This window comes from Gracilibacillus halotolerans (assembly GCF_014206945.1).
Lineage (GTDB): Bacteria > Bacillota > Bacilli > Bacillales > Amphibacillaceae > Gracilibacillus > Gracilibacillus halotolerans.
In genome coordinates, this window is record NZ_JACHON010000012.1 from 1 (window position 1) to 21,610 (window position 21,610).

Here is a 21,610-nt window from a genome sequence, read left to right on the forward strand (position 1 = left end):
TCTCTTTTGGCCATAATTAATTCTCTCCCGACTTTTTATGAATCAAGTTTATATGACCTTAACGAATCTGTCCAATCAAGTGTAACCTATCCATACTGCTTGGGAGCTTTTCCTATAGTCATCAAAATACTTCTTAACATACCATGGATTGAATTAATCTTACTTAACCATATCTGCCCATGCCTCATAAATCATCACCATAGCAAGCGTATCCAGCTCACAATATTTCAACATTCCCTTTTCCACTTCTTCTCTTAAATACTGAGGAATATTTTCAAATTGTAACCTTTCATAAGCAACCATAGCTGCTCCACCATTGTTTAGATCTTCATGTAAATCAATATATTCAAGGTCCTTTTCTGACAGGTCTGTGAATAGTTGCGGTAAAAGTTTATAAGGATCTGTCACTTGTCCATTTTCTTCAAATTGAACCCAAACTTGATTTTCAAAGTTTAGACTTTTTATCCCTTCTTTTGCACCGTATATTGGTTTAGAGTATTTTTCTTTAATATAATCTGAACTGTTTAAGATAGCTGGTAATACTACTTTAATTGAATTGGAACCTTTCATATAAGGGTCGTAGTAATAATTTTGCACAAGTTCCCATAGGTCCACCATATTTCTTGGACCTTCTGTTCTGTTGTTCTTTGGTCCTTTTTGAGTAATATTACGAATAAACTCGCATAATTCTTCCTTGTCTTCTATGTATGACATATCTTTTTTTAATTGATCATAGATCACATTTAGGTATGTATTTTCATGTGTTGCATATCTGAATATGGTGCCGTGATCATTTTCTAGTGCGGATTTTAAATTCCTAACAAATTCATAATTCGGAAAAACTCCTGGTTCAGTATTTAAATATTGACTCTTATGTTCAATTGTACCGTCTTCATGAACCATATGATGTGAAAATTGAAAAGCTATCCCTTCAAACGGGCTTCTCCCTTTATTAAACGGGATAACTGGTTGTGCAGTCTCGAAATCGATAAAGTGAAGTGGAAATGTCCATTTTTCCATTTCATTTTTAAGGTTTTCTTTATCTATCTCATAAGAGGTATCATTATTTACTGATTTTTCTATTTGAATCCATTGTCTATTCGCACCAGCTAATGGAAGCTGATTAGTTGAGTCCTTAACAATTTCCTCTTTTTTCAACTGCGAAAACTTTAACCTGTTTTCTTCTATGAATAAATCCCTCTTCTGATAATGCAATTTCCATAAATCAAAGATTGTATCTTCTTCAAAATCTTCATCTTTCCAATTTAAATCTCTCTTGAAACATTCATGATAGCCGCTCTTAAGCCCTCTTTCCATTTCGTTGTCACTTGCTTTAAATTCACAACTCTTACAATTAAAACCTACTTTTGATTTTATTAATTGATCTTTTTTATAGTTCGCCGCAAAGTTCTTGATTAACTCAGAAAAAGTAATTTCTTCATCTAAATATTTATATTTATCTTTATACATAACTTGATGACACTTATCGTTCATGTCTATCTCTATCAATAACTTTTCAGCACGCTCTTCTTCGGTTAATTCCGCACGTGATGTAACGTTTGCTCCATCACTATTTTTTGATATTTTAAACTTTTGATTTAGGCCATCACTAGGGCTTTTTGCATTTTTGTTAACTAGCATCAAGTATGGTGTAATCTCATTATCAGGAAGTGTCTTCTCAGCGACATACGTTTGAAATGCTACGTCCTGTATAAATGGTTTCCAATCTGATTTTAAACCACCTTTATCCTTACCTCTTGTCTTAACAAATATAGTATCTTTATTTTCATTATTGTAATCTATCGACTTAGCTTTCACTTCTATTAATTTAATGTCATTACCCTGTTTTACTAAAATGTCTACTCTAATCAAATAGTCTTCATATTTTAATGCCGCTTCATAAATAATGCAGTTTTTTTGTTTAAGTAATTCACTTGTTTCTTCCACGGCTTTCTTATTGTCAAGGGTATCTATAGTTTGTCCACCTGGGTAGTAAGCCTTAGCCAACTCCCCAACCTGGAATCCTCCTTTAGATAAAGCTTCTAAAAATGGATCTTCAAGATTATTATTCGAATATTCTTCCTTCCCTATGTAAAAGAGTTTAGTAGGACATTCCATGGCAAGTTTAAAATGCGATTTGGTTAAATATCTAGTTTCCATTTCATTCTCCCTCTAGTCATTATATGAAAGTTTTCATTCTTATAAATCATTTATGAAATCATGATCCTTTTGAGATTTTTATAATCTATGTATTTGCTTAGAACTTTCTTAGGAGTAGTTCAAGATAAACAAAGAAATTATCTTAAACACTCCCAAGTTTAAGTTCCGTATTCAGCTCCATTTAATGAATATTTAAGGATTTTCTAATTCATAAAATCTTTCATTATCTCTATAACCGCTAAGATAATTGAGCGCATACTCTTTTTTTAACTTACTTAGTCATCTTAGTTTGCCTTTATACATTCCCAAGAATAGGTTCCGTACTCTCCATTTTCCAGATCATAATACAAGGCAATTTCTATTTCATGCACTCCTTCATCATCAGGAACTTCCCAGATTACAGTTATCGCCCTGTCATTGAGTTGTATAGATGGATATTCAGCAGCGAATTCTTCCATCTTACCTGCTTTAATTCCCTCTTCATTCAGCTCGATGAAAACTTTATACATCTTTCCATACAATCTACCCCTAACGGACTCTTTATACAGCTCATATTCTGTAATGAAGTCATCATCTATCTTGCATCCATTAATAATAATTTCTTCCATTTTTCCACTCCTCCTATAACGTTTAAAGTGGGGCAATTATTGCCCAAATATTAGATGAGCTTTATCTCCATTACAAATCGCCCATTGGCTAATTTAGCTTAACTTCTGCACATTATTAATTATACAATTAGCGTTGGGTCATTTTTTGCACATCGCAATGCTTATTTTTTTCTTAAGTTAATAGATTCATTAAATAGTCAAAAATTCAATTGATAGTTTTCCCGAGCTTGATCAAAATCTTTTTTTAATCTCTACAAATCTCACTTTGGCTAAATTTGCTTAACTTCTGTACATTATTAATTATATAATTCGTGTTGGGTCATTTTTGACACATCGCAATGCTTATTTTTCTAAAATTAATGGATTCAATAGATAGACAAAAGATTTTTATTGATAGTTTGCCCGAGCTTGATCGATATCTTTCTTTATCTCATCTACCAAACTTTCAGGTGATAATACTCTAACATGCAGGGCATATTGCAAAGCCCACTTCCTCAAAGCAATTCTATTCACTCTCACATTAGCTGTTAATTCCTCTTCTGTTTGATCTGAAAAACTAATATTATCTGTTCCGAACCAATCAATAAATTCATTGAGGAAATGCCTATGAAATCTTAATCGCACCGAAGTAGACTCCCCTGTAAACACATATATATGTTCTTCCATATGTTTCGGTAGGTTAAGTCCATGTTCTAGCCCATTTACTTCTCTCATTGGCTTTCGATTTTCTTGAAGCAATTTTATATTCGTAATCCTATCAACTCTGTAATGGGAGATATTATCGTAACGATCGTTGTTACAGACTAAGTAATAGCGACCATTTGTAGCAACCATTTGATAAGGATTAATAATATATTCTCTTTCTATCCCATCTTGGTTTGTTTGCGGCTTCAAAACTAACCTCGACTTTTCATCAACATCATACCTATTATATTGAAAAGATACTTGCTTAGATTTACTAATAGCTTCATCTAGAATTTCAATATTATAAAACAAATCATTATTTTTAAGTCCGCTATTCGGAACGCTGCGTATATGATTCATTCTTGAATTAAAATGCTTACTCGTTAGATTCTCCAATTTTTCGATTAATTCTTCTTGTTGATTATTAGGTATATGTTTGGAAAAAAGAATACTATCTATAATAAGACGGAGTTCTCCATTGCTAAAATCATGAACGTAACCGAAATCAGAAAATACCTCTGATATCTCTTCTTCGTCAGCATCTTTATTTTTTCTCTTACGTATTTTAGTACTATATAAAATTTCATTTGCATCCTCGCGCTCACTATACCTTATTAATTTTTCTATATTATTTTTAACAGTTTTTCTTTTAACCGATGTGTCGTAGTCTCTTTCCAATATTTCTATAATTTGATTCTGAGTGATTCTATGATCTTCATCAGTATGCTTTTGTAATATTTTCAATAAATCTAGTATTAGTATTTTTTCTGCCGTATACAAATAAATCACCATCACTTACTTTATGTTTGGGTGTGCTATCATTCAATACATATTGAACAGGGGTATTGACCTACTAGGCGATGTTGGAAACTATATAGAAAAATCTGGAAGGTTATGCATTGAGCCAGATAGATTATAAATTACTTGATTAATAAATTTGGCGTGTGATATTCTTTCATCATAACCTTCCTTATCTCACCGTTATTACTCTACTACTTTATTATTTAACTCTTGAATCGCTTTCAATACATACTCTTCCATGAGTGTCTCTAAACCTATATCTCCACCGTCTTTGTGGCTTATTCTATCTTCTAGAATTTGTTCGTTTTTTACGCTGAATTGTCTATTTGCTACATGTTTCGACAAGTGAATAATAGTCTTCTCTGGATTTGCTAATAGCTGAATTCCATCGTTTGGAAAATAGCCATGTGAATCTCCTGATAAGTAGATTCGATATTTGTTATCTTTCTGATAGAGGTAGAGTCCTTGACCTTTTCCTCTTGTTAATTCAATTTTGTCATAATCTAAGTTGTATTTTTCAATGAGTTCCGTCTTTATAGGAGAGATTGTTTCCCTGACCTTATACATTCTAAGAAAGTCGGTGTCTAACTTTTTATCTGCAGACAGGTAATTATATATTTTTCGCATCAGAATTCTAACCGCATCATTCGGATTATGGTTTTGGATTTGTGCTTTTGTATAATCCTTTATGATTAATATAAGATCTTTTATTTCCGAATCCTTGTCATCATCTAGTGCCAGCAATTGATCGAGATACTTAGAATCTGTTTCATGTTGAATTTCATTAGCTAATTCAAGTGTTAGTTCTCTTTCCTTATCGGTAAGAGTTTCCCTAATATATTGGTGATCTTTCTGTAAGTAGTCAATGCTTCTTTGTAAATCATCCTTGAAGTCAGAGATAATCTTTTTGGTATCTTCTATATACCGATCATCTGATTCTAAGAGATATTCTTCGAACACTTGTTGAATGATGTCGATCAGTTCCTGATAACTCACAGGATGCCAATTCTTATTTGATGGTTCTTCTTTTAATGGAGTTAAGTATATGTAATGAGGATGAATGTCTTGATTAAGCTGCCTTATCCTCTTATTTAATAACACTTCATACTTGTCTAATTGTGATTGGAATCCTGTTGTTTTACCTTCTTTCGCATATTGTTTCACTTCTATCGCTAGACACATATTTTGCGAGAGGTCCATATATAATACGTCAATATCCATATCTTCCGCTGTAGCTTTTATTGCCTTATTTTTTTCTGGTTGGAAGTTATAGTTTCCACCAATGAGTTCAACTAGTTTATGAGCAAAGATGTTTCCAAGATTATGCGTTTCATTCGCGTCCACTAGCCATCTCAACATTCTTGACGAGCGAGTTTCATGAGCGGATCGATCCTGTGTACCTTTACTCTCACCGTATTCTAATATTGTCCAAAAGTTTGGTTTTTTCATTAATTGGAGATGATTTCTTACCCAGGTTAATTCCTTAAAGGTTTTAATCTTTTCTAAGTATGTTTGATAATCAACTGAGCTATAAGTCATATAAATCTTTCCTCTCTTCTTTATAATTATAATTTCTCTAACTATATTATGTAGTACATTATACTTATCATCTCGTAATGTGAATTAATATTCAAATAATTACATTCTCCTAATTTAACATCGTGAAGGATATAAAATTTATTTGTTAATATCGACATATCCCTAATAAACTTTAATAATCCCATTTAAATTAGGTGTTTAGAACTACTCAATTAACATATGAATATTCCTATCATTCAATCATCACTTAGATATTCTCATAGATTTTTCTCTCTTTTCGTACCGCTAATGCTAGTGCTTTTTTTACCCTATTTACCTTAGAGAATTTATCCTTTAAGTGTTGCTTACTTGCTTCTACTATACTGTTATCGATTATTTCATCTTTCTCATTTATATAAAGATTTACAATATTATTTTCAGCGAGAGGGTGATAAGATTTAACAGAAGCTATCATTTCATCCTTATATTCCTCGAACTCTGATACTTCTTTGTATATATTAGGTATAACCTCCTTACCTCTATCATCTATATATCCCCATAATCCATTTCGCAAAAATGGATTTAATCGAGAGTATGGTGAAATGATAATTCGATCATAAAAACCTGTAATAATTTCACCAGCAGCATTAATCAATGCTTCTCTTCCATTTTTTCTGAATTTAGTAATCCGACTATCTTCTATGAATTCTGCTAGTTCACAACCATGCTTCAACATAAGTATGGAACGACTTGTCGTATCCATAAGTCCTTGTCTTCCATCCAATTCTTGAATTTTCGCAAGTCCACATTCAGAAAAACCACCTGCATATTTGAATGTGTTGTTTATAGCTTTATTTCCATTTTTGTATATGTACTTATATTCACCATTCTTCGACACAGCAGCAAATCCGAATTTGAAAGTGGATCCTGAATCGTATACTGGATCAATCACGAACTCATTATCTATGTTTATATATCCACCTAATCCATTATCACTTACAACGAAAGCTAAGCCATTTTCCGAGAATGGATACGCCATCCTATACTCCATTGGTATAACCAATTTGCCATTCAAGTCGATATAACCATATTTCCCATCCTTCTCAACCTGACAGAAATCGTTACTTGGATAATATAATGTATCAATATCAATCTTAGGCTGGACCAAGATTTTTCCTTTACTGTCGATAATACATGGCTTCCCATTCTCAGCTTTAATCATATTATCTCTATTCATCATTTTATCCTCTCCTTGATGTTTTCATTTGCTTGTTATATTTATCGTACGATTCTCGATGTGTCATTTTTTGCACATTAAAATTTTATTTGTATTTTATAATTGAAGATAATTCCCCAGCTAACAATCTTGATATATTTTAATAAGGGGTTATTAATTGAGTCTATGATTGCCTTCTTTCATTTGCGATATCCTCGGTGAATTTCATTTCTACTTCATATAATTTACGTTCCAATTATTAACCCCCTCTTTGATGCTTTCTTTTGCTTGTTATATTCATCGTACGATTTTCAATGTGTCATTTTTTATACATTAAAAATTTTACTGTATGTTAAAATTGAAGTTAATTCCCCGGCTAACAAGCTTGATATATTTTAATAAGCGGGTTATAAATTGAGTGTATAACTTGCCTACTTACTATAGCGTAATTTCGATTCATCAGTTAGTTATTGTTATTAGATGAATAACAACAGAAACTTTTACTTAGTAGCTTTTACATAGCGTTAAAATTATTAAATTAATAATTATATTATTTTTAATATTTTGGGTAGTTAAATTCTTACGCAAACATACAAAAAGAAAACCTGAAATAGATATAAATGATTTCATTGAAACAACAAAATTACTAAATAAAAATACCATCTATGCTAAAAAATTATATAAACTAAAAGATGAGCTTAAAAAAAGAAACTTCGACAGACCAGGCATTGCTATCTTTACAAACCTTAAGAATACTAAAGTTTATGTTAGACGATACGATATCGACCTTTTAATGGGAGTAAGTTATACAATGAGAGGTTCAGGTAGTGAAGATATACATAGAGATATAAAATCTGGAGACAACTTCATGATAACATTTATAACGTTAGTCGATAGTATTTTCCACGACTTAGACAGCCTAGAAATACAATAAAACAAATGGGAAGGAGAATAATAGCAAGACTGCTGAAGGCAATAAAATAGAGAAAATCACTAATGGCAAGACAAATGAGGATAATAAAACAGAGAAAACCAATCATAGCAAGATAGATGAGAACAATAAAACGCAAGTTCATATAAATAAAGGTGGCTATCACCTTAACTATGAAGGGAAAATATACCCTTGCAAGGCCAAAATCTTTAGATGTCCTTATGGAGAAGATTACCACTCTGAAACTATAACAGGGCTATATGATATGTTAATAGAAAATTATGGGCTGGACGCTGAGCATTCAGATTTAGCTATGAAAGAACTTGAAGCTAGAAATCGGCTTGCGGATTTTAACTCACTTTCAGAAGCAATTGAACAAGTTAACTCACCAGTTGATGTCGTGGTTGCGACTTTTTGGAAAGCTCTTGCTCATATTAATAGTCAAGAAACGATAGAAACAGTGAGGAAATGGGAATTATTTGAGCAGGAAGCTGCTGAAGAAGTTAGGCTAGCGTATCTTAATGGGCAAGATACTATGCCTAAATCTGTTCCTGCGCGAATAAGAGCATTGGGAGTATCACTTTTTGACCAAAAAGATGAAGGTGTCCCTAGAAGGCTTTTAGAATCAGACATAGAAGAGAATCTACGTAAAATTAAGAAGAGGTTACAAAGTAAAGGACAGAAATTTTATGAGTATGAAAGGGTCTATAAATGGGGATTAAACCATACTAATTTCATGAAAGTACGCACTGAGACACAGAAAAGTTTTGAAAAATTCTTTCACGATTTAAATACGAGCAAAATGATTACCCAACCTGTATTTTACGGAGATTTTGAGAATGCTAAAGAAACGATACGACATATGGACAACTACGAACTATTATCAATCTTTGATGATTACTCTTTGACTGACACGGAAATTGAGGAAAACGTCAGAAAGGCAAATTACTTTAGGTATGAGAGAAGAGGAGACTTAACCGAGAAGGCCAATGACAAAATGGAAGCTTGGTATAATAGGAATAGAGAAATATATGAAACTTGGAAAATCAACACACCTAGAAGAGTCTTGTTATATATGGAAATTGTTAAAGAAATAGACAGAAGAACATTGTTAAGGCCGGATAGTGTTGTAGGAGAAATGTTGGCTGAAGGTAAATGGATGTAGGTTTCCATTTTACGGAATTAAAGTCATAGAAATTTATTCAAAAAAGGTGAGATTATGAGTAATAAAATAATGTATCACATTAACCCTGTAATCGGAGTGCCAACGATCTGTAGAGAAGTAAACAATTGTCCCTATGGTGGAGAAAGTGGGAATGAAAATCATTTCAATACATATAGCGAAGCTCAAGAGTATTCAAAGGAAGTCTTCAAAAAAACGCATCGTCAGTTTCCTTCTAATATAGAAGAAGACACTAATGAAATATTGAGAAAAATCGAAGCAAGAAAGAGAGTTAAAGAGGATATTATCAATAAGCTACTTAAAAAGGACAACTTTGAGATAGCTAAAGCAATCATGCATACTGATAATGAAGATGTTGTCATGGGAGTAATTGAAGGCGAAATATATGGAGGTAGAGACTGGACATACATCAGTGTTGCTCTACAGAATCCATATATATCTAAAAAATTCTTAAATGAAGCACTATATAAATATCCAGAAGAGTTTGACATAACAACAAGACGTTGGTTAGTTTTAAATCGTTCTTTAAGTCACAAGGATTTAGTCTCAATAATAGAAAATGAAGATGAAGATATGACGATGCGTGCGGTTGCCTTTAGAAATCCAAATATAAGTAAAGCATACGTTTCCGATATAATCTATAATGAAATCGATAAACTAGATAGACTCCCTTACTCTATGATAGTGCATAGTCATAACAGAAATGAAAAAACCGAAGAATGGAAAGATGATAATTTCTTCTTCGGTACAAGAGGTTTAACAGATATTCCTGCAGCCGAACTTATGGCAATCGATTTTGTTCCATACGAACTCAAATATAGGTATGAAATTAAAAATGAGAAAAAGTTGAGATAGCCACAGTTTTTAGCAAGTAGGACAACTTCATAGGAAATCTTTAAGGACTTAAAATATGACACCATTCAAATTAATTTAAATAATCATTAAGAGACCAAATCCTCTTAATTCATTCTCCGATCCAAATGAAATTAAGGCTCTCCGGGTTTGGAAACATACCAAACTACAGGAGAGCCTTTCTATATCATCATTTTAACTACCTTTATTCTTCCACCCTAGTCAACAATGCAACTAATTCAACATGAACCGTCTGTGGGAACAAGTCAACAGGTTGTACCTCTTTTAATTGGTAACCGAATGGCTCTAATTCTTTAATATCTGTAGCAAAAGTTTCTGGGTTACACGAAACATACACAACACGTTCTGGTTGAGCACGACCAATTCTTCTCATTACCTTTCCACCAGCTCCTGAACGCGGTGGATCTAGTAACAATAATTCTGGAATTCCAAACTCCTCTAAAATTTGATCAATTCCTCGACGTGCATCTTTTGCTAAGAAGTGAGTATTGTATATTTCATTATCTTTTGCATTTCGTTTGGCTGATTCGATCGACGTTTCCACAATCTCAATACCAGCTAGTTCTTTAACACGAGTTGCAAATGGTAAAGAAAATGTTCCAACTCCACAGAATAAATCAATCATTTTCTCTGTTTCTTTCGGTTGACCCATTTCTATCGCCAGCTCAACTAATTTTTTTGCTTGTACAGGATTCGTTTGAAAGAAAGTATCGAACCAAAGTCGATAACGGAATCCAAGCATTTCATCGTAAATAAAATCTCTACCCGCTAATAGATGCGTTTTTTCAGACTGTGTTCTGTCCGCCCAATCACGATTTTCTAACCAAAGTAGACTCTTCACATTTGGGAACTTTGCTGTTACTCTTTCTACAAGATTCTCTACTACGTGCGCCAACTCCCCTGTTGGAGCTTCTGTTGCAAAAACACCAAGCATGATTTCATCTGTTTCGAACGATTGTCTTACCATCAAATGGCGAAGAAGTCCTTCATGCTTGTCTTTGTCATAACCTGACAACTGATGTTCTTTTGCCCAATCTGCTACTTCCATCGCAGTTTCCACCATTTCTTTACCTGCGATTAAACATGTTTCTAGCGAAATTACTTTTCGGAAATTACCTTGTTCATGTAAGCCCAAGTGACCTTCTTTTGAAAAAGTGAATTCCATTTTGTTACGGTAAAACCATGGATTATCCATTCCGATTGTATCCTGTACTAAGTCAGCTTGAAAGCCTTGTTCCTCTAATAATTCTTTCACATAGTTTGTTTTACTATTCAGCTGACCTTCATATGCCCAATGCTGCCACACACATCCCCCGCAGCGATCAAAATGTGGACAAGGTGGCTCCACTCGTTCAGGATGTGCTTCGACAATTTTTTCAGGAAAAACTTTTTTACGTCGGCGAATGGGATGTTCGACCGTCACTTTGACTTTCTCTCCAGGTAACGTAAGTGGGATTGTTAATTTTAATTTTTTGGGATTCATTTCACCTAAATCACGCCAAACTACAGCTTGTCCGGAACCTTTTTTATCTAAACCGTGGACTTCCGCCACGTATGTTTCACTATTTTCATGCACGAAGATTCTTCCTCCTTAAATAACCTTCTAATATATCTTAAGATAAATTGTATTCTTTAGTACTTACCTATTATAGCGGAACAACGTCACATTGGAAACTCGCACAATGGGACAAGCAAAGACAATTTTTTCTAACGATACAACCATCTATTGGAATGGTCATAAAGATTCTTCCATGTGTTTACATTCTAGATTAGGGTATAATAAGAACCACTTGTGACGATTAGTGCTTAATAATTAATTTTTGGAAACAATACTCTAATGATGGAAGGTAGATGAAATGACCAATAATACAACGAACAATGGATGGAATTTGGAGTCCAGCTATACAAGCCTACCAGAAAAATTTTACGATAAAATGAAGCCGGAACCTGTATCAGACCCCACACTGGTATTGTTTAATATTTCACTAGCAGAGGATTTAGGGTTACAGGAAGAAGTATCGGAAAACCCAGAAATCTTTGCCGGTAATGAATTACCTACTGGCAGCGAACCTCTTGCACAAGCATATGCTGGTCATCAGTTTGGACATTTTACGATGTTAGGTGATGGACGAGCTATTCTCCTTGGAGAACAGGTGACGCATGAAGGTGAACGATACGATATTCAACTTAAAGGTGCGGGAAAAACAGCCTATTCACGAGGTGGAGATGGCAGAGCCGCATTAGGACCCATGTTACGAGAGTTTATTATTAGCGAAGCTATGTATGCATTGGGTGTTCCTACAACAAGAAGCTTAGCAGTCGCAACAACTGGTGAATTAATTCAGCGTGAAATAGAATTACCTGGCGCTATTTTAACTCGTGTTGCAAAAAGTCATATTCGTGTTGGCACGTTTCAATATGCAGCAAAGTGGGGAGAAAATGGCGATTTAAAAAAACTTGCTGATTATACAATTGAGCGGCACTTTCCTTCCATTAAGGAAGCAAACACACCTTATGAGCAATTGTTAAAAGAAGTTATCCGAAATCAAGCTTCTCTTATTGCCAAGTGGCAGTTAATTGGATTTATTCACGGCGTCATGAACACCGATAATGTAACCATTAGTGGGGAAACAATTGACTATGGTCCATGCGCATTTATGGATGAATACGATCCGAATACCGTGTTCAGCTCCATCGATCGTAATCGTAGATACGCCTACGGAAATCAACCAAATATAGGTGTATGGAACATTGCAAGGTTTGCGGAAACCTTACTACCACTATTGGATCAAGATCAAGATAAAGCAGTAAAAATAGCCGAAGAAGCGATTGGCCAGTTTGGAGATATATTCCAAGAAGTATGGCTAGAGGGAATGAGAGGTAAGCTCGGACTCTTTCAGTCAGAAGAACAAGATAAAGAACTAGTCCATGAACTGCTTGAACTTATGCATCAATACAAAGCAGATTACACGAATACATTTCGTGCTCTAACGTTTGATGATATGAATAGCATGGTCTTATTTGGCACAGACGAATTCAAAAACTGGAAACAAAAATGGGTGACTCGGAAAAAGAAGGAGAACAAATCAAGCCAGGAAGTTTTGGATTTAATGAAAAGTAGTAATCCAGCGGTAATTCCGCGCAACCACCATGTAGAGGATGCTCTTCATGCAGCAGTGGAACACACCGATATGAGCGAAGTTGAAAAGCTTCTTCATGCACTCACCGATCCTTATGCGCATACGGAGGAGCAAAAAGAGTATGCCTCCCTTCCACCTAAGGATCTACGACCACAACAAACATTCTGTGGGACGTAGTTAGAAAAGCGCAGGCGCCTTGTTCACCCCCGACAAGCTTAAGTAAGGCTTGACGTGGCGCCTCTTTGCCACAGAATAGCATTACTTAAGACCTCGAGGGGGTAGGCGCATGTGCTAGACAATAAGAAAAGCGCAGGCGCCTTGTTCACCCCCGGCAAGCTTAATAAAAACAGACTTGGACAGTCGAATACAATCTATCGACTGTCCAATTTCAGTTCGCTTTTAATTCATTTATTCGCATGAGTGCAAATTCATGATCTTTTTTATCGAGCAATTCCAATGCTTTATAGTAGAGTGCTTTTGCTTTCTTAATCTCTGCGATGTCTTTATTATCACTATTAGTATATATATCTCCCCAATGAATATAAATCCATCCTCTTGCACCTTCTGTATAATCGCCTACAAGAAGTTTTTTAAACAATCGTTCGCTCTCCTCTATCCTTCCTAGATAGAATAAAGCTTGTGCCGCTGCAGTTCCCATTTTCATAAGAATCATTTCATCTGAATGCGGAAAATTTTTGCGGAAATCAAATGCTAATATATAACGCAATTCATAAAAACGATTATTTGTATTTCCAGCCTTCTCTAACTCATCTTCAAAAATTTGGATCCAATCGTACATTAAAAAATCATCACTAATTTGATCACTAAAAGATTCAATAGAAGTAGTTTGATAGTGTGGTATTAACCATCTTTTAACGTCAAGCCATGCTTCCCACCACTTATCACACGCTTCTATTAGTTGGTTATCCGCTATGTGTACATAGCCCTGTTCTATTTTCTTTTTTATATGATGGATAATAAGCTCTTTCTCGGAGGAAGAAAACTCGTTCATGCAACAATTTTTGTATTTCTTCCCACTACCGCACGGACAGGGATTATTTGGACCAATTTGTATCGCCATTTGACCACCCTTCCTTTTCGCTCTGTCAATTGCCTATCATTCCCTGTATTGTAACCTAAATGTATACAGTTATCCAATGATACTTAACGTTTGAGGAAGTTCAATTACGGTTATAGGGGAAATACAGAGCAAAGACTACTGGAAAAGGAGTTTTTAATTGATGAACATTGAAGAATTATTGAACAAATGGCGTCATGTATCTCCTCAAGAGGATAGTCGGTTATTTTCCATGTATCTTAATACTGATAAATCAGACCCTGACCAACAGGGAGGCGAGTGGAAAATCCACTTAAAAAATGGTTTAAATGGATTTGAAAATTACTTAAAAACAGATGAAAACCATGAAGAACTAGAAAGTTTTCTAAAAGTGAAGAAAAAGGTTCAAGAATTCATCCATGAAGAAGAACAATCTTTAAAGAAGAGTATCGTCATTTTCGCCTCTTCGGATGATTCTATTTGGTTTGCAGAGAAATTGCAATTACCAGTTGAGACGGACTTTTCCTGGGACAACGAACTGAAATTAGAGCAATTAAGCACATTGCACAAAAACTTTCCTAAATCAGGAATTATCCTTACTCAACAAAACATGGTAAAAGTAATTAAAACAGATTTAGGTGAGATTACTGGTGAGCACCTTTTTGAGTTAGATATTGATACGGAGGATTGGCGTGATTATGCTGGACCAGTCCCATCTGAAAGTATGGTTGGTAGTAAGTTAACACAAACAGACCAGTTCAAGGAAAGATTTCAAGCTAATAAAAAGCGTTGGTACAATCAACTCGCTTCAAAATTAGACCGCATGGCGAAGGAAAGTAAATGGGAGCGAATTTATTTAGTAGGAGAACCAGACGAAGTAAATAGCCTAAAGTCTAAAATGCAGAAGGAAATTTTCGAAGTAACACATAAAAACATGTTAGACCATGAGGACTCTAAAATTGTAGATGTTGTGTTGAAATATTAAAAATGTAACGAGACTGGGACAGAAGTAATTTTTCTTAATACAAAATCCGAATGTAATACTAACGCCAAGTCAAAATACTTCGCTTTCCGCAGGCAACGCCTCAACTAATTACAAAAGTTATATAAAAACTTTTGTAATGGATTTTCGGCTGTTGCTTTTCCTGCAGGAGTCTTGTATTTTGACTTGGCTATTTATATCCTTTCCATGACTTGGTTGGATTTTTGTGCTTGGCCTCTTTGCTCTGCGGCTGAAAGCCTCTTTTACCGACCTCGGCCTGAAAGTCCTATCGAATGATTCTCCCTCTTGCACCACATTTACTCACTGATTCTAAAAGAATCCCTTATTGTATATTGTTTTTTGCCCTGTAAACGGATCAAACTCTTCGAATATAGTTAATTGGCCCGTCATATAATCTTCTTTTAGCTAATTCCTAATATATTCTTGTATTTTCTTTTTATTTCTACCCACTGTATCTACGTAGAAACCACAGCAACAAAACTTGCGATTTCTGTATTTATATTTGAACTTGGCGTGACGATTAAATAGCATCAAACTACTTTTCCCATTTAAATATCCCATAAATTGAAATACGCTTAATTTCGGTAGGATACTCACTAACATGTGTATATGATCTCGACATCCGTTTGCCTCATGTATAGTGCTTTGCGTTCGGATTAATAACTTATAGTTTGACCGATACATCTCTTATATTTTCCATATATTATTTGTCTCCTATACTTTGGAGCAAAGACGATATGGTACTTACATTTCCATGTTGTGTGTGCTAAACTATTCTTGTCTTTCATTGGACGTACCTCCTTCATGAGTGAGATGTTGCGGTCGGGAAACCAACATTATCTTACCATGAAGAGAGGCATTTTTTTAATCCACGCCGAAAGCTTTCCAGAGAAGCTTGGATATAACTAAATCTTACAATAATAAAGGCGAACAATTAAAAATTGAGATATAAATTACGCAGCAAAAACACGTAGACTCCTGCAGGAAAAGCAACAGCCGAAAATCCACTACAAAAGTTTTAGAAAACTTTTGTAGTTAGTTGAGGCGTTGCCTGCGGAAAGCGAAGTGTTTTAGCGAAGTAATTATAAAAAAGCATAGATACCGAACGAATTCTAACAAATCGTTCGGTATCTACTATGATAAAATACTTCTGTCTCGAGCTTTGTAAGTAACCTATTATAATCGATTCCAAAAACGCTGCTTTGCAATGGCAGCAAGAAAATCATTCGCAAAATTTTGATTTCCTGTAGCAAACACAACACCAGCTAGATTATTCGAATCAGAAGCCTGAATTGATCCTTCTGCTGTGGTTGCAATCCCTATCGGCTTATAATGTTTGTATGCCTCGTGGATAAACTCCTGAATATGCTGATAGAAATACACCTGATTATCCGCTTTTCCACCAACCACATAGATTGAATCATATAAAACAGGGTAGGCTGTCTGAAAGGTTCTATCAACTTTGATTGATGTTCCCCCTGTCCCTGTCACAGTACCTAATTTCTCACTTATTATCTCAATAAATACTCCATTACTTTTTAATGTATTTAAGGTGTTTAAGACTTCTTCACTTGGAAAACCATTATCGATTAATACACCGAGTTTTTGCGTGTAAGCAGAATGAGGTGTATTTAACTGACTTATAGATGGGGAAACAGATTGAACATTAATCTGTTCTGTTTTCGGAGGATTTACACCGATTCTATCAGCAATTATCGTTGCCATTTGTGTATCAACATGCCCCCACATGTCGATATTTTGTTGTCTAACCGATTTACTCTTTACAAAACCGAGATGGTAACTGAATGACTCGATTAAATCATCTTTTTCAGGTGCAGATAGACTATTCCAAAACAACCTTGCTTGGGAAAAGAAATCAAAGAAAGACGCGCTCGGACGTTCCCTTGTTACGTTTCCTTCTACTTTTTCAGGATAGTTTACAAAACCTCCTTCTTCAAATGAAGCTTCAGAAGGTGTATTCCCTGCCAAGGAATTATTATGGTAAGTGATCTCATCTACATCAATTCGATGTCGTTGATAACTATCTCTCAGATTGTAATTTCTTTCTGATATTGGACGATTTACTGGTATATCCTCAATATTAGCGGAATGCTGACGATATAATTCTGTATCACGGTAGGCAATAGCTCTTCCTTGCAGAACTGGATCATTCGTAAAATCAATACCAGGCACAACACTTGCTGGGTCAAAGACAGATTGTTCCTCTTCTGCAAAAAAATTATCTACTAAACGATTTAACGTTAACTTACCTACTGGTTGAACCGGTATTATTTCTTCTGGCCATAATTTCGTATCATCTAATACATCAAAATCATATTTACCTGCGTGATTTTCTTCAATAAGTTGAACACCTAACTCATATTCTGGATAGGCCCCTTTATTCACAGCTTCTATAATATCTCGACGATGAAAATCTGGGTCCACTCCACCTATCACATTTGCTTCATCTACTAGTAAAGAATGCACTCCTAATCTTGGTGTCCATTTAAATCGAACAAAAGTAGATTTACCTTGCTCATTAACAAAACGGAATGTATTGATTGGCCAACCCGCCATCATTCTCCAGCTTCTTGGTCTCCCACGCATTGACATTAGCCACATGACCATATGAGCAGATTCTTGGTTATTGGCAACATAATCCCAAAAACGATCATGCGCTACGGTAGCTTGTGGTATGTCCGTGACTGGATTTTGCTTCGCAGCATGAGTAACATCCATGAATTTCATCGCATCCGCAAGAATGAAGATGGGAAACTGTAGAGCCAACATGTCATAATTGCCTTCTTGAGTATAAAATTTGGTAGCAAAGCCTCTTATGTCTACAGCAGTATCTTTAGAGCCTTTATTACCTATAAAATTAGAGAATCTTACAAATACAGGAGTTTTCCTTCCTGCCTTTCCTAAAAAATGAGCTTTCGTTAAATGCTTTAATGATTTATAAACTTCAAAATCTCCATATAACCCAAAGCCACGTGCATGCACAACCTTTTCAGGGATTCTTTCCCGATTAAAATGTGTCTGCTTTCTATAAAAGTGGAAATCAGACAATAATGCTGGCCCTCGTTTTCCTGCTCTTAGGGACCACTCATCATTAGAAACTTTAATACCATTGTCATCTGTCATTTTCTTTCCTGGACCTGTATTTTTGTGACGATAGTATTCTAACTGTTGATCTTTTTCATCTTTCGTGACCCGTTCCTTTTTATCGTTTTTCTCATCCACCACTAATCACCTTCTCCCCATATTATTTAATATGCTAATTAGATACTATGAGGTTAAATAGGCGCTTATGCATGTTCTACAAGAGTGTTCAACGACTTTGGCTTTCTAGCCATTGAAGAGTCCCATCATCTTTAGGCAATTCCTCTTTATTTATGTCACCAATTTCTCCAGAATGAATATTTACCGGAATTATAATACGATGTACGGATTCCTCGCCGATCGCATGGAACATTACGTACCAATCTTCATCCGTTATAAATGCTTCTTCCCTCCTGATTTCCCGGCCTTGTTGTTCCTGCTCCTTCCACCAGTTTTCCACTTCTTTATTCTGCATTGCCTTCTCTGTAGCTTCCTCCAAGGTAAGGATCACAGGGTCACTTGAATGGCTCAAATCGATTGGAGTAACAGCATAGAAATGACCAGTTCCATATGTGGTAAAAGAAAACTCTAGCGAATATGTTCCATCTAAGGCTGCTATAGTTTCCTCTCCTTGTAATCCAAATTCTCTCGAAAATGTAACTGTCTTTTTAATCTTTGCCCCAGGTGGTAATTCTACTAAATCATTTGGATCGAATATTTCGATACATGCCATCGGTTCCTCATCACTTTTCAAGTACACCGACGAACCTTCTAATTTCATAGTGATATAAAAAGGCTCTTCACATCGATTGTTATAGATAATATCTTCCTCTGTGATGTTCTCCAAACTGGCTTCCACCACAATCTCTTGCCCTGTTTTTATTTCTGCATTCAATTTTAACCCAACATCTTCATGAGTGAATGAAGTTTCATCTTGACTCTCTTCCGATATTGCTGCTTGGTTTTCTTCTACGCCACACCCCACCAATAAAATGAATAAAGTGAAACATAGAAATACTATAATTTTTTTCATAAAATCACCGTCCTTTATACTATTTGTCGTATTAGAAGGAAAATAGTTACACATTTATTTTGATTATTTACAACTTCCAAGCCTCGCATACTCCTAGCATAATTAACAAAAAGCATAATCATTGTTTTGTATACCTAGTTCTGGCTATCATAATAAGAGAATATTAGAAAGCGGGGCTGATAGAATGTATAGAAATGCAACTGACTTTGTTCAAGATTGGAAAAATTCCTCAAAAGGTACATTAGACGTTTTCCAATCAATTACCGATGAGAAGCTAAGCCAATCTATTGTAGAAGGCCATAGTTCGTTAGGGTGGCTCGCTTGGCATTTAACTACTGCTGCAGCAATGTTCGGTGGACTTGCTGGCTTACAAATCGATGGAGTGTCCGCAGATGATCAAGCTCCAGACACCATCAAAGAAATTATGGACTCTTATAAAAAGGTAGCAGTTTCGATTGAAAAAAATGCAATCGAGAATTTTAAAGATGAAGATATGTTAACTGAGGTTGATGGTCTGGGTGGAAAAGTTCCAAGAGGACAATTACTTCGAATTTTAATCGATCATCAAACACACCATCGTGGACAAATGACTGTATTGTTGCGTCAAGCAGGACTAGGTGTACCACCAATTATGGGACCAACGCAAGAAATGAAATAGGACTTGCGTGTAAACTGCTTACGCTAGTCAAATATTACCTACTATATAATAGGAAAGAAATAGAACGCTTAGAGTTTTGGATAATCTCCAACTCCAAGCGTTCTTCTCTATTCTATGATATCAACTGACTAATAGGAAATCTGAATTTCTTTTATAACTTTTCACCATTTGAATCAATAACATCTTTATACCAATAGAAGGATTTTTTTCGGCTTCTTTCAAGTGTTCCACTACCATCATCATTTCTATCTACATAGATAAAGCCGTATCTCTTCGACATCTCACCTGTAGATGCACTTACAAGGTCAATACATCCCCAGCTAGTATATCCCATTAATTCAACACCATCTTCAATCGCTTCACCCATTTGTTCAATATGCTTGCGTAAATAATCAATTCGATAGTCATCATTAATGGACCCATCTTCTTCAACTTTATCATAAGCGCCAAGTCCATTTTCTACGATAAATAAAGGTACTTGATAACGGCTATATAGATTATTTAATGATATACGTAAACCAATAGGGTCAATTTCCCAACCCCAATCACTCGCCTCAAGGAATGGGTTTTTAATACCTTCCATAATATTACCACTAATACCTTCTACATCTGATTTATCTTTTTTCTCAGTACGTGACATGTAATAACTGAAACCGATATAATCAACCGTTCCTTCTTTTAGAAGCTCTAAATCCCCATCTTCTATGTCTAGCTGAATATTATTTTCCTTAAAGTATCGTTTAATGTATCCTGGATACTCTCCTCTCACATGAACATCCGCACAGAAATAGTTAAAGATATTAGATTCTTCCATTGCATGCATAACATTTTCTGGGTTACTGTCATAAGAGTAAACTGGCGCGTAAATAATCATACAGCCTATTTTTGCTTCTGGCATCATTTCATGACATAGCTTCACTGCTTTTGCGCTTGCTACAAATTGATGATGGAATGCTTGGAAAGTCGGTCCGTATTTATCTTCTTCTTTATGAACAGAGAAACCAAGACCCATAATTGGCATCATCAGACCACTATTGATTTCATTAAATGTCATCCAATATTTAACTTTGTCTTTGTATCGATTAAAAATTGCCTTTACATATCGTTCAAAGAATGTAACTACTTCACGATTACGCCAGCCACCATATTCTTTTACTAAATGAACAGGCATCTCGTAATGCGAAATTGTAACTACAGGCTCGATACCATGTTTCAATAGTTCGTCAAATACTCGATCATAGAATGCCAAACCCTCTTCATTTGGTTCTAGCTCGTCTCCATTAGGGAAAATGCGCGTCCATGCAATGGAAGTACGGAATACTTTGAAGCCCATTTCTGCAAAGAGTGCGATATCCTCTTTATATCTATTATAGAAATCAATTCCTTCATGGTTTGGATAAAATTTTTCAGGATCAATTTCAAAATCGAACCCTGGATCTTTAAGTATAGATATTCTCTCTTTACCACCTGGTAATACGTCAGCTATATTTAATCCTTTATTCCCCTCATGAAATCCACCTTCAAATTGGTTAGCAGCAGTTGCGCCACCCCATAAGAAACCTTCTGGAAATTTGTAAGACATGTTGCTTCCTCCTTCTATATATTAGTACATAGGAAGGCATTTCTGTAATAGAAATACCTTT

The 21,610-nt window shown here is 35.2% G+C and carries 15 protein-coding genes and 1 pseudogene; 5 read left to right on the forward strand and 11 right to left on the reverse strand.

The window, feature by feature from the left end; all coding sequences use genetic code 11:
* Window positions 1–159: 159 nt before the first annotated feature.
* The 5 genes from GGQ92_RS11040 to GGQ92_RS11060 form a co-directional block, all read right to left on the reverse strand.
* A complete protein-coding gene (locus GGQ92_RS11040; RefSeq protein ID WP_184248577.1) occupies window positions 160–2,160 on the reverse strand; it encodes a DUF2779 domain-containing protein in 2,001 nt (666 codons plus the stop codon).
* A gap of 284 nt (window positions 2,161–2,444) precedes the next feature.
* Window positions 2,445–2,768: a hypothetical protein gene (locus GGQ92_RS11045; protein ID WP_184248580.1), complete on the reverse strand. Its 324-nt coding sequence runs from the start codon at window positions 2,766–2,768 to the stop codon at window positions 2,445–2,447.
* A gap of 387 nt (window positions 2,769–3,155) precedes the next feature.
* Complete coding sequence (locus GGQ92_RS11050) at window positions 3,156–4,232, reverse strand: helix-turn-helix transcriptional regulator (protein ID WP_184248583.1); 1,077 nt, start codon at window positions 4,230–4,232, stop codon at window positions 3,156–3,158.
* 204 nt (window positions 4,233–4,436) lie between these two features.
* The gene (locus GGQ92_RS11055; protein ID WP_184248586.1) at window positions 4,437–5,792 is read right to left on the reverse strand and encodes a PD-(D/E)XK nuclease family protein; all 1,356 of its coding nucleotides are present in this window, start codon (window positions 5,790–5,792) and stop codon (window positions 4,437–4,439) included.
* A gap of 247 nt (window positions 5,793–6,039) precedes the next feature.
* On the reverse strand, window positions 6,040–7,011 hold the full coding sequence (locus tag GGQ92_RS11060) for a WG repeat-containing protein (RefSeq protein WP_184248589.1): 972 nt from the start codon (window positions 7,009–7,011) through the stop codon (window positions 6,040–6,042).
* A 1,172-nt stretch (window positions 7,012–8,183) separates the two neighbouring features.
* Between GGQ92_RS11060 and GGQ92_RS11065 the strand changes: the two genes are divergently transcribed.
* Window positions 8,184–9,083: a hypothetical protein gene (locus GGQ92_RS11065; protein WP_184248592.1), complete on the forward strand. Its 900-nt coding sequence runs from the start codon at window positions 8,184–8,186 to the stop codon at window positions 9,081–9,083.
* A gap of 54 nt (window positions 9,084–9,137) precedes the next feature.
* Window positions 9,138–9,956: a hypothetical protein gene (locus GGQ92_RS11070; RefSeq protein ID WP_184248595.1), complete on the forward strand. Its 819-nt coding sequence runs from the start codon at window positions 9,138–9,140 to the stop codon at window positions 9,954–9,956.
* A 202-nt stretch (window positions 9,957–10,158) separates the two neighbouring features.
* On the opposite strand, the gene rlmD is transcribed toward GGQ92_RS11070, so the two are convergent.
* On the reverse strand, window positions 10,159–11,550 hold the full coding sequence (gene rlmD / locus GGQ92_RS11075) for a 23S rRNA (uracil(1939)-C(5))-methyltransferase RlmD (RefSeq protein ID WP_184248598.1): 1,392 nt from the start codon (window positions 11,548–11,550) through the stop codon (window positions 10,159–10,161).
* Between the two features lie 280 nt (window positions 11,551–11,830).
* Between rlmD and GGQ92_RS11080 the strand changes: the two genes are divergently transcribed.
* Complete coding sequence (locus GGQ92_RS11080; protein ID WP_184248601.1) at window positions 11,831–13,291, forward strand: protein adenylyltransferase SelO; 1,461 nt, start codon at window positions 11,831–11,833, stop codon at window positions 13,289–13,291.
* 211 nt (window positions 13,292–13,502) lie between these two features.
* On the opposite strand, the gene GGQ92_RS11085 is transcribed toward GGQ92_RS11080, so the two are convergent.
* Complete coding sequence (locus GGQ92_RS11085; RefSeq protein ID WP_184248604.1) at window positions 13,503–14,195, reverse strand: YecA family protein; 693 nt, start codon at window positions 14,193–14,195, stop codon at window positions 13,503–13,505.
* 160 nt (window positions 14,196–14,355) lie between these two features.
* Here GGQ92_RS11085 and GGQ92_RS11090 point away from each other — a divergent pair, with 160 nt between their 5' ends.
* Complete coding sequence (locus tag GGQ92_RS11090; protein WP_184248607.1) at window positions 14,356–15,156, forward strand: VLRF1 family aeRF1-type release factor; 801 nt, start codon at window positions 14,356–14,358, stop codon at window positions 15,154–15,156.
* A 327-nt stretch (window positions 15,157–15,483) separates the two neighbouring features.
* Here the strand turns inward: GGQ92_RS11090 and tnpA are convergent.
* The 3 genes and pseudogenes from tnpA to GGQ92_RS11105 all read right to left on the reverse strand — a co-directional run bounded on the left by tnpA (window position 15,484) and on the right by GGQ92_RS11105 (window position 19,309).
* A pseudogene (tnpA, locus tag GGQ92_RS11095) lies at window positions 15,484–15,962 on the reverse strand (IS200/IS605 family transposase).
* Between the two features lie 388 nt (window positions 15,963–16,350).
* Window positions 16,351–18,417 carry a catalase gene (locus tag GGQ92_RS11100; RefSeq protein WP_184248610.1) on the reverse strand — a complete coding sequence of 689 codons (2,067 nt, stop codon included), beginning with the start codon at window positions 18,415–18,417 and terminating at the stop codon, window positions 16,351–16,353.
* 88 nt (window positions 18,418–18,505) lie between these two features.
* Window positions 18,506–19,309 (reverse strand): hypothetical protein, encoded by an 804-nt coding sequence (locus GGQ92_RS11105; protein WP_184248614.1) that lies wholly within the window; start codon window positions 19,307–19,309, stop codon window positions 18,506–18,508.
* 184 nt (window positions 19,310–19,493) lie between these two features.
* Here GGQ92_RS11105 and GGQ92_RS11110 point away from each other — a divergent pair, with 184 nt between their 5' ends.
* Window positions 19,494–19,967 (forward strand): DinB family protein, encoded by a 474-nt coding sequence (locus GGQ92_RS11110; RefSeq protein WP_184248617.1) that lies wholly within the window; start codon window positions 19,494–19,496, stop codon window positions 19,965–19,967.
* A 151-nt stretch (window positions 19,968–20,118) separates the two neighbouring features.
* On the opposite strand, the gene GGQ92_RS11115 is transcribed toward GGQ92_RS11110, so the two are convergent.
* Window positions 20,119–21,549, reverse strand: a complete 1,431-nt coding sequence (locus tag GGQ92_RS11115; protein WP_184248620.1) for a glycoside hydrolase family 1 protein — start codon at window positions 21,547–21,549, stop codon at window positions 20,119–20,121.
* Window positions 21,550–21,610: the final 61 nt, after the last annotated feature.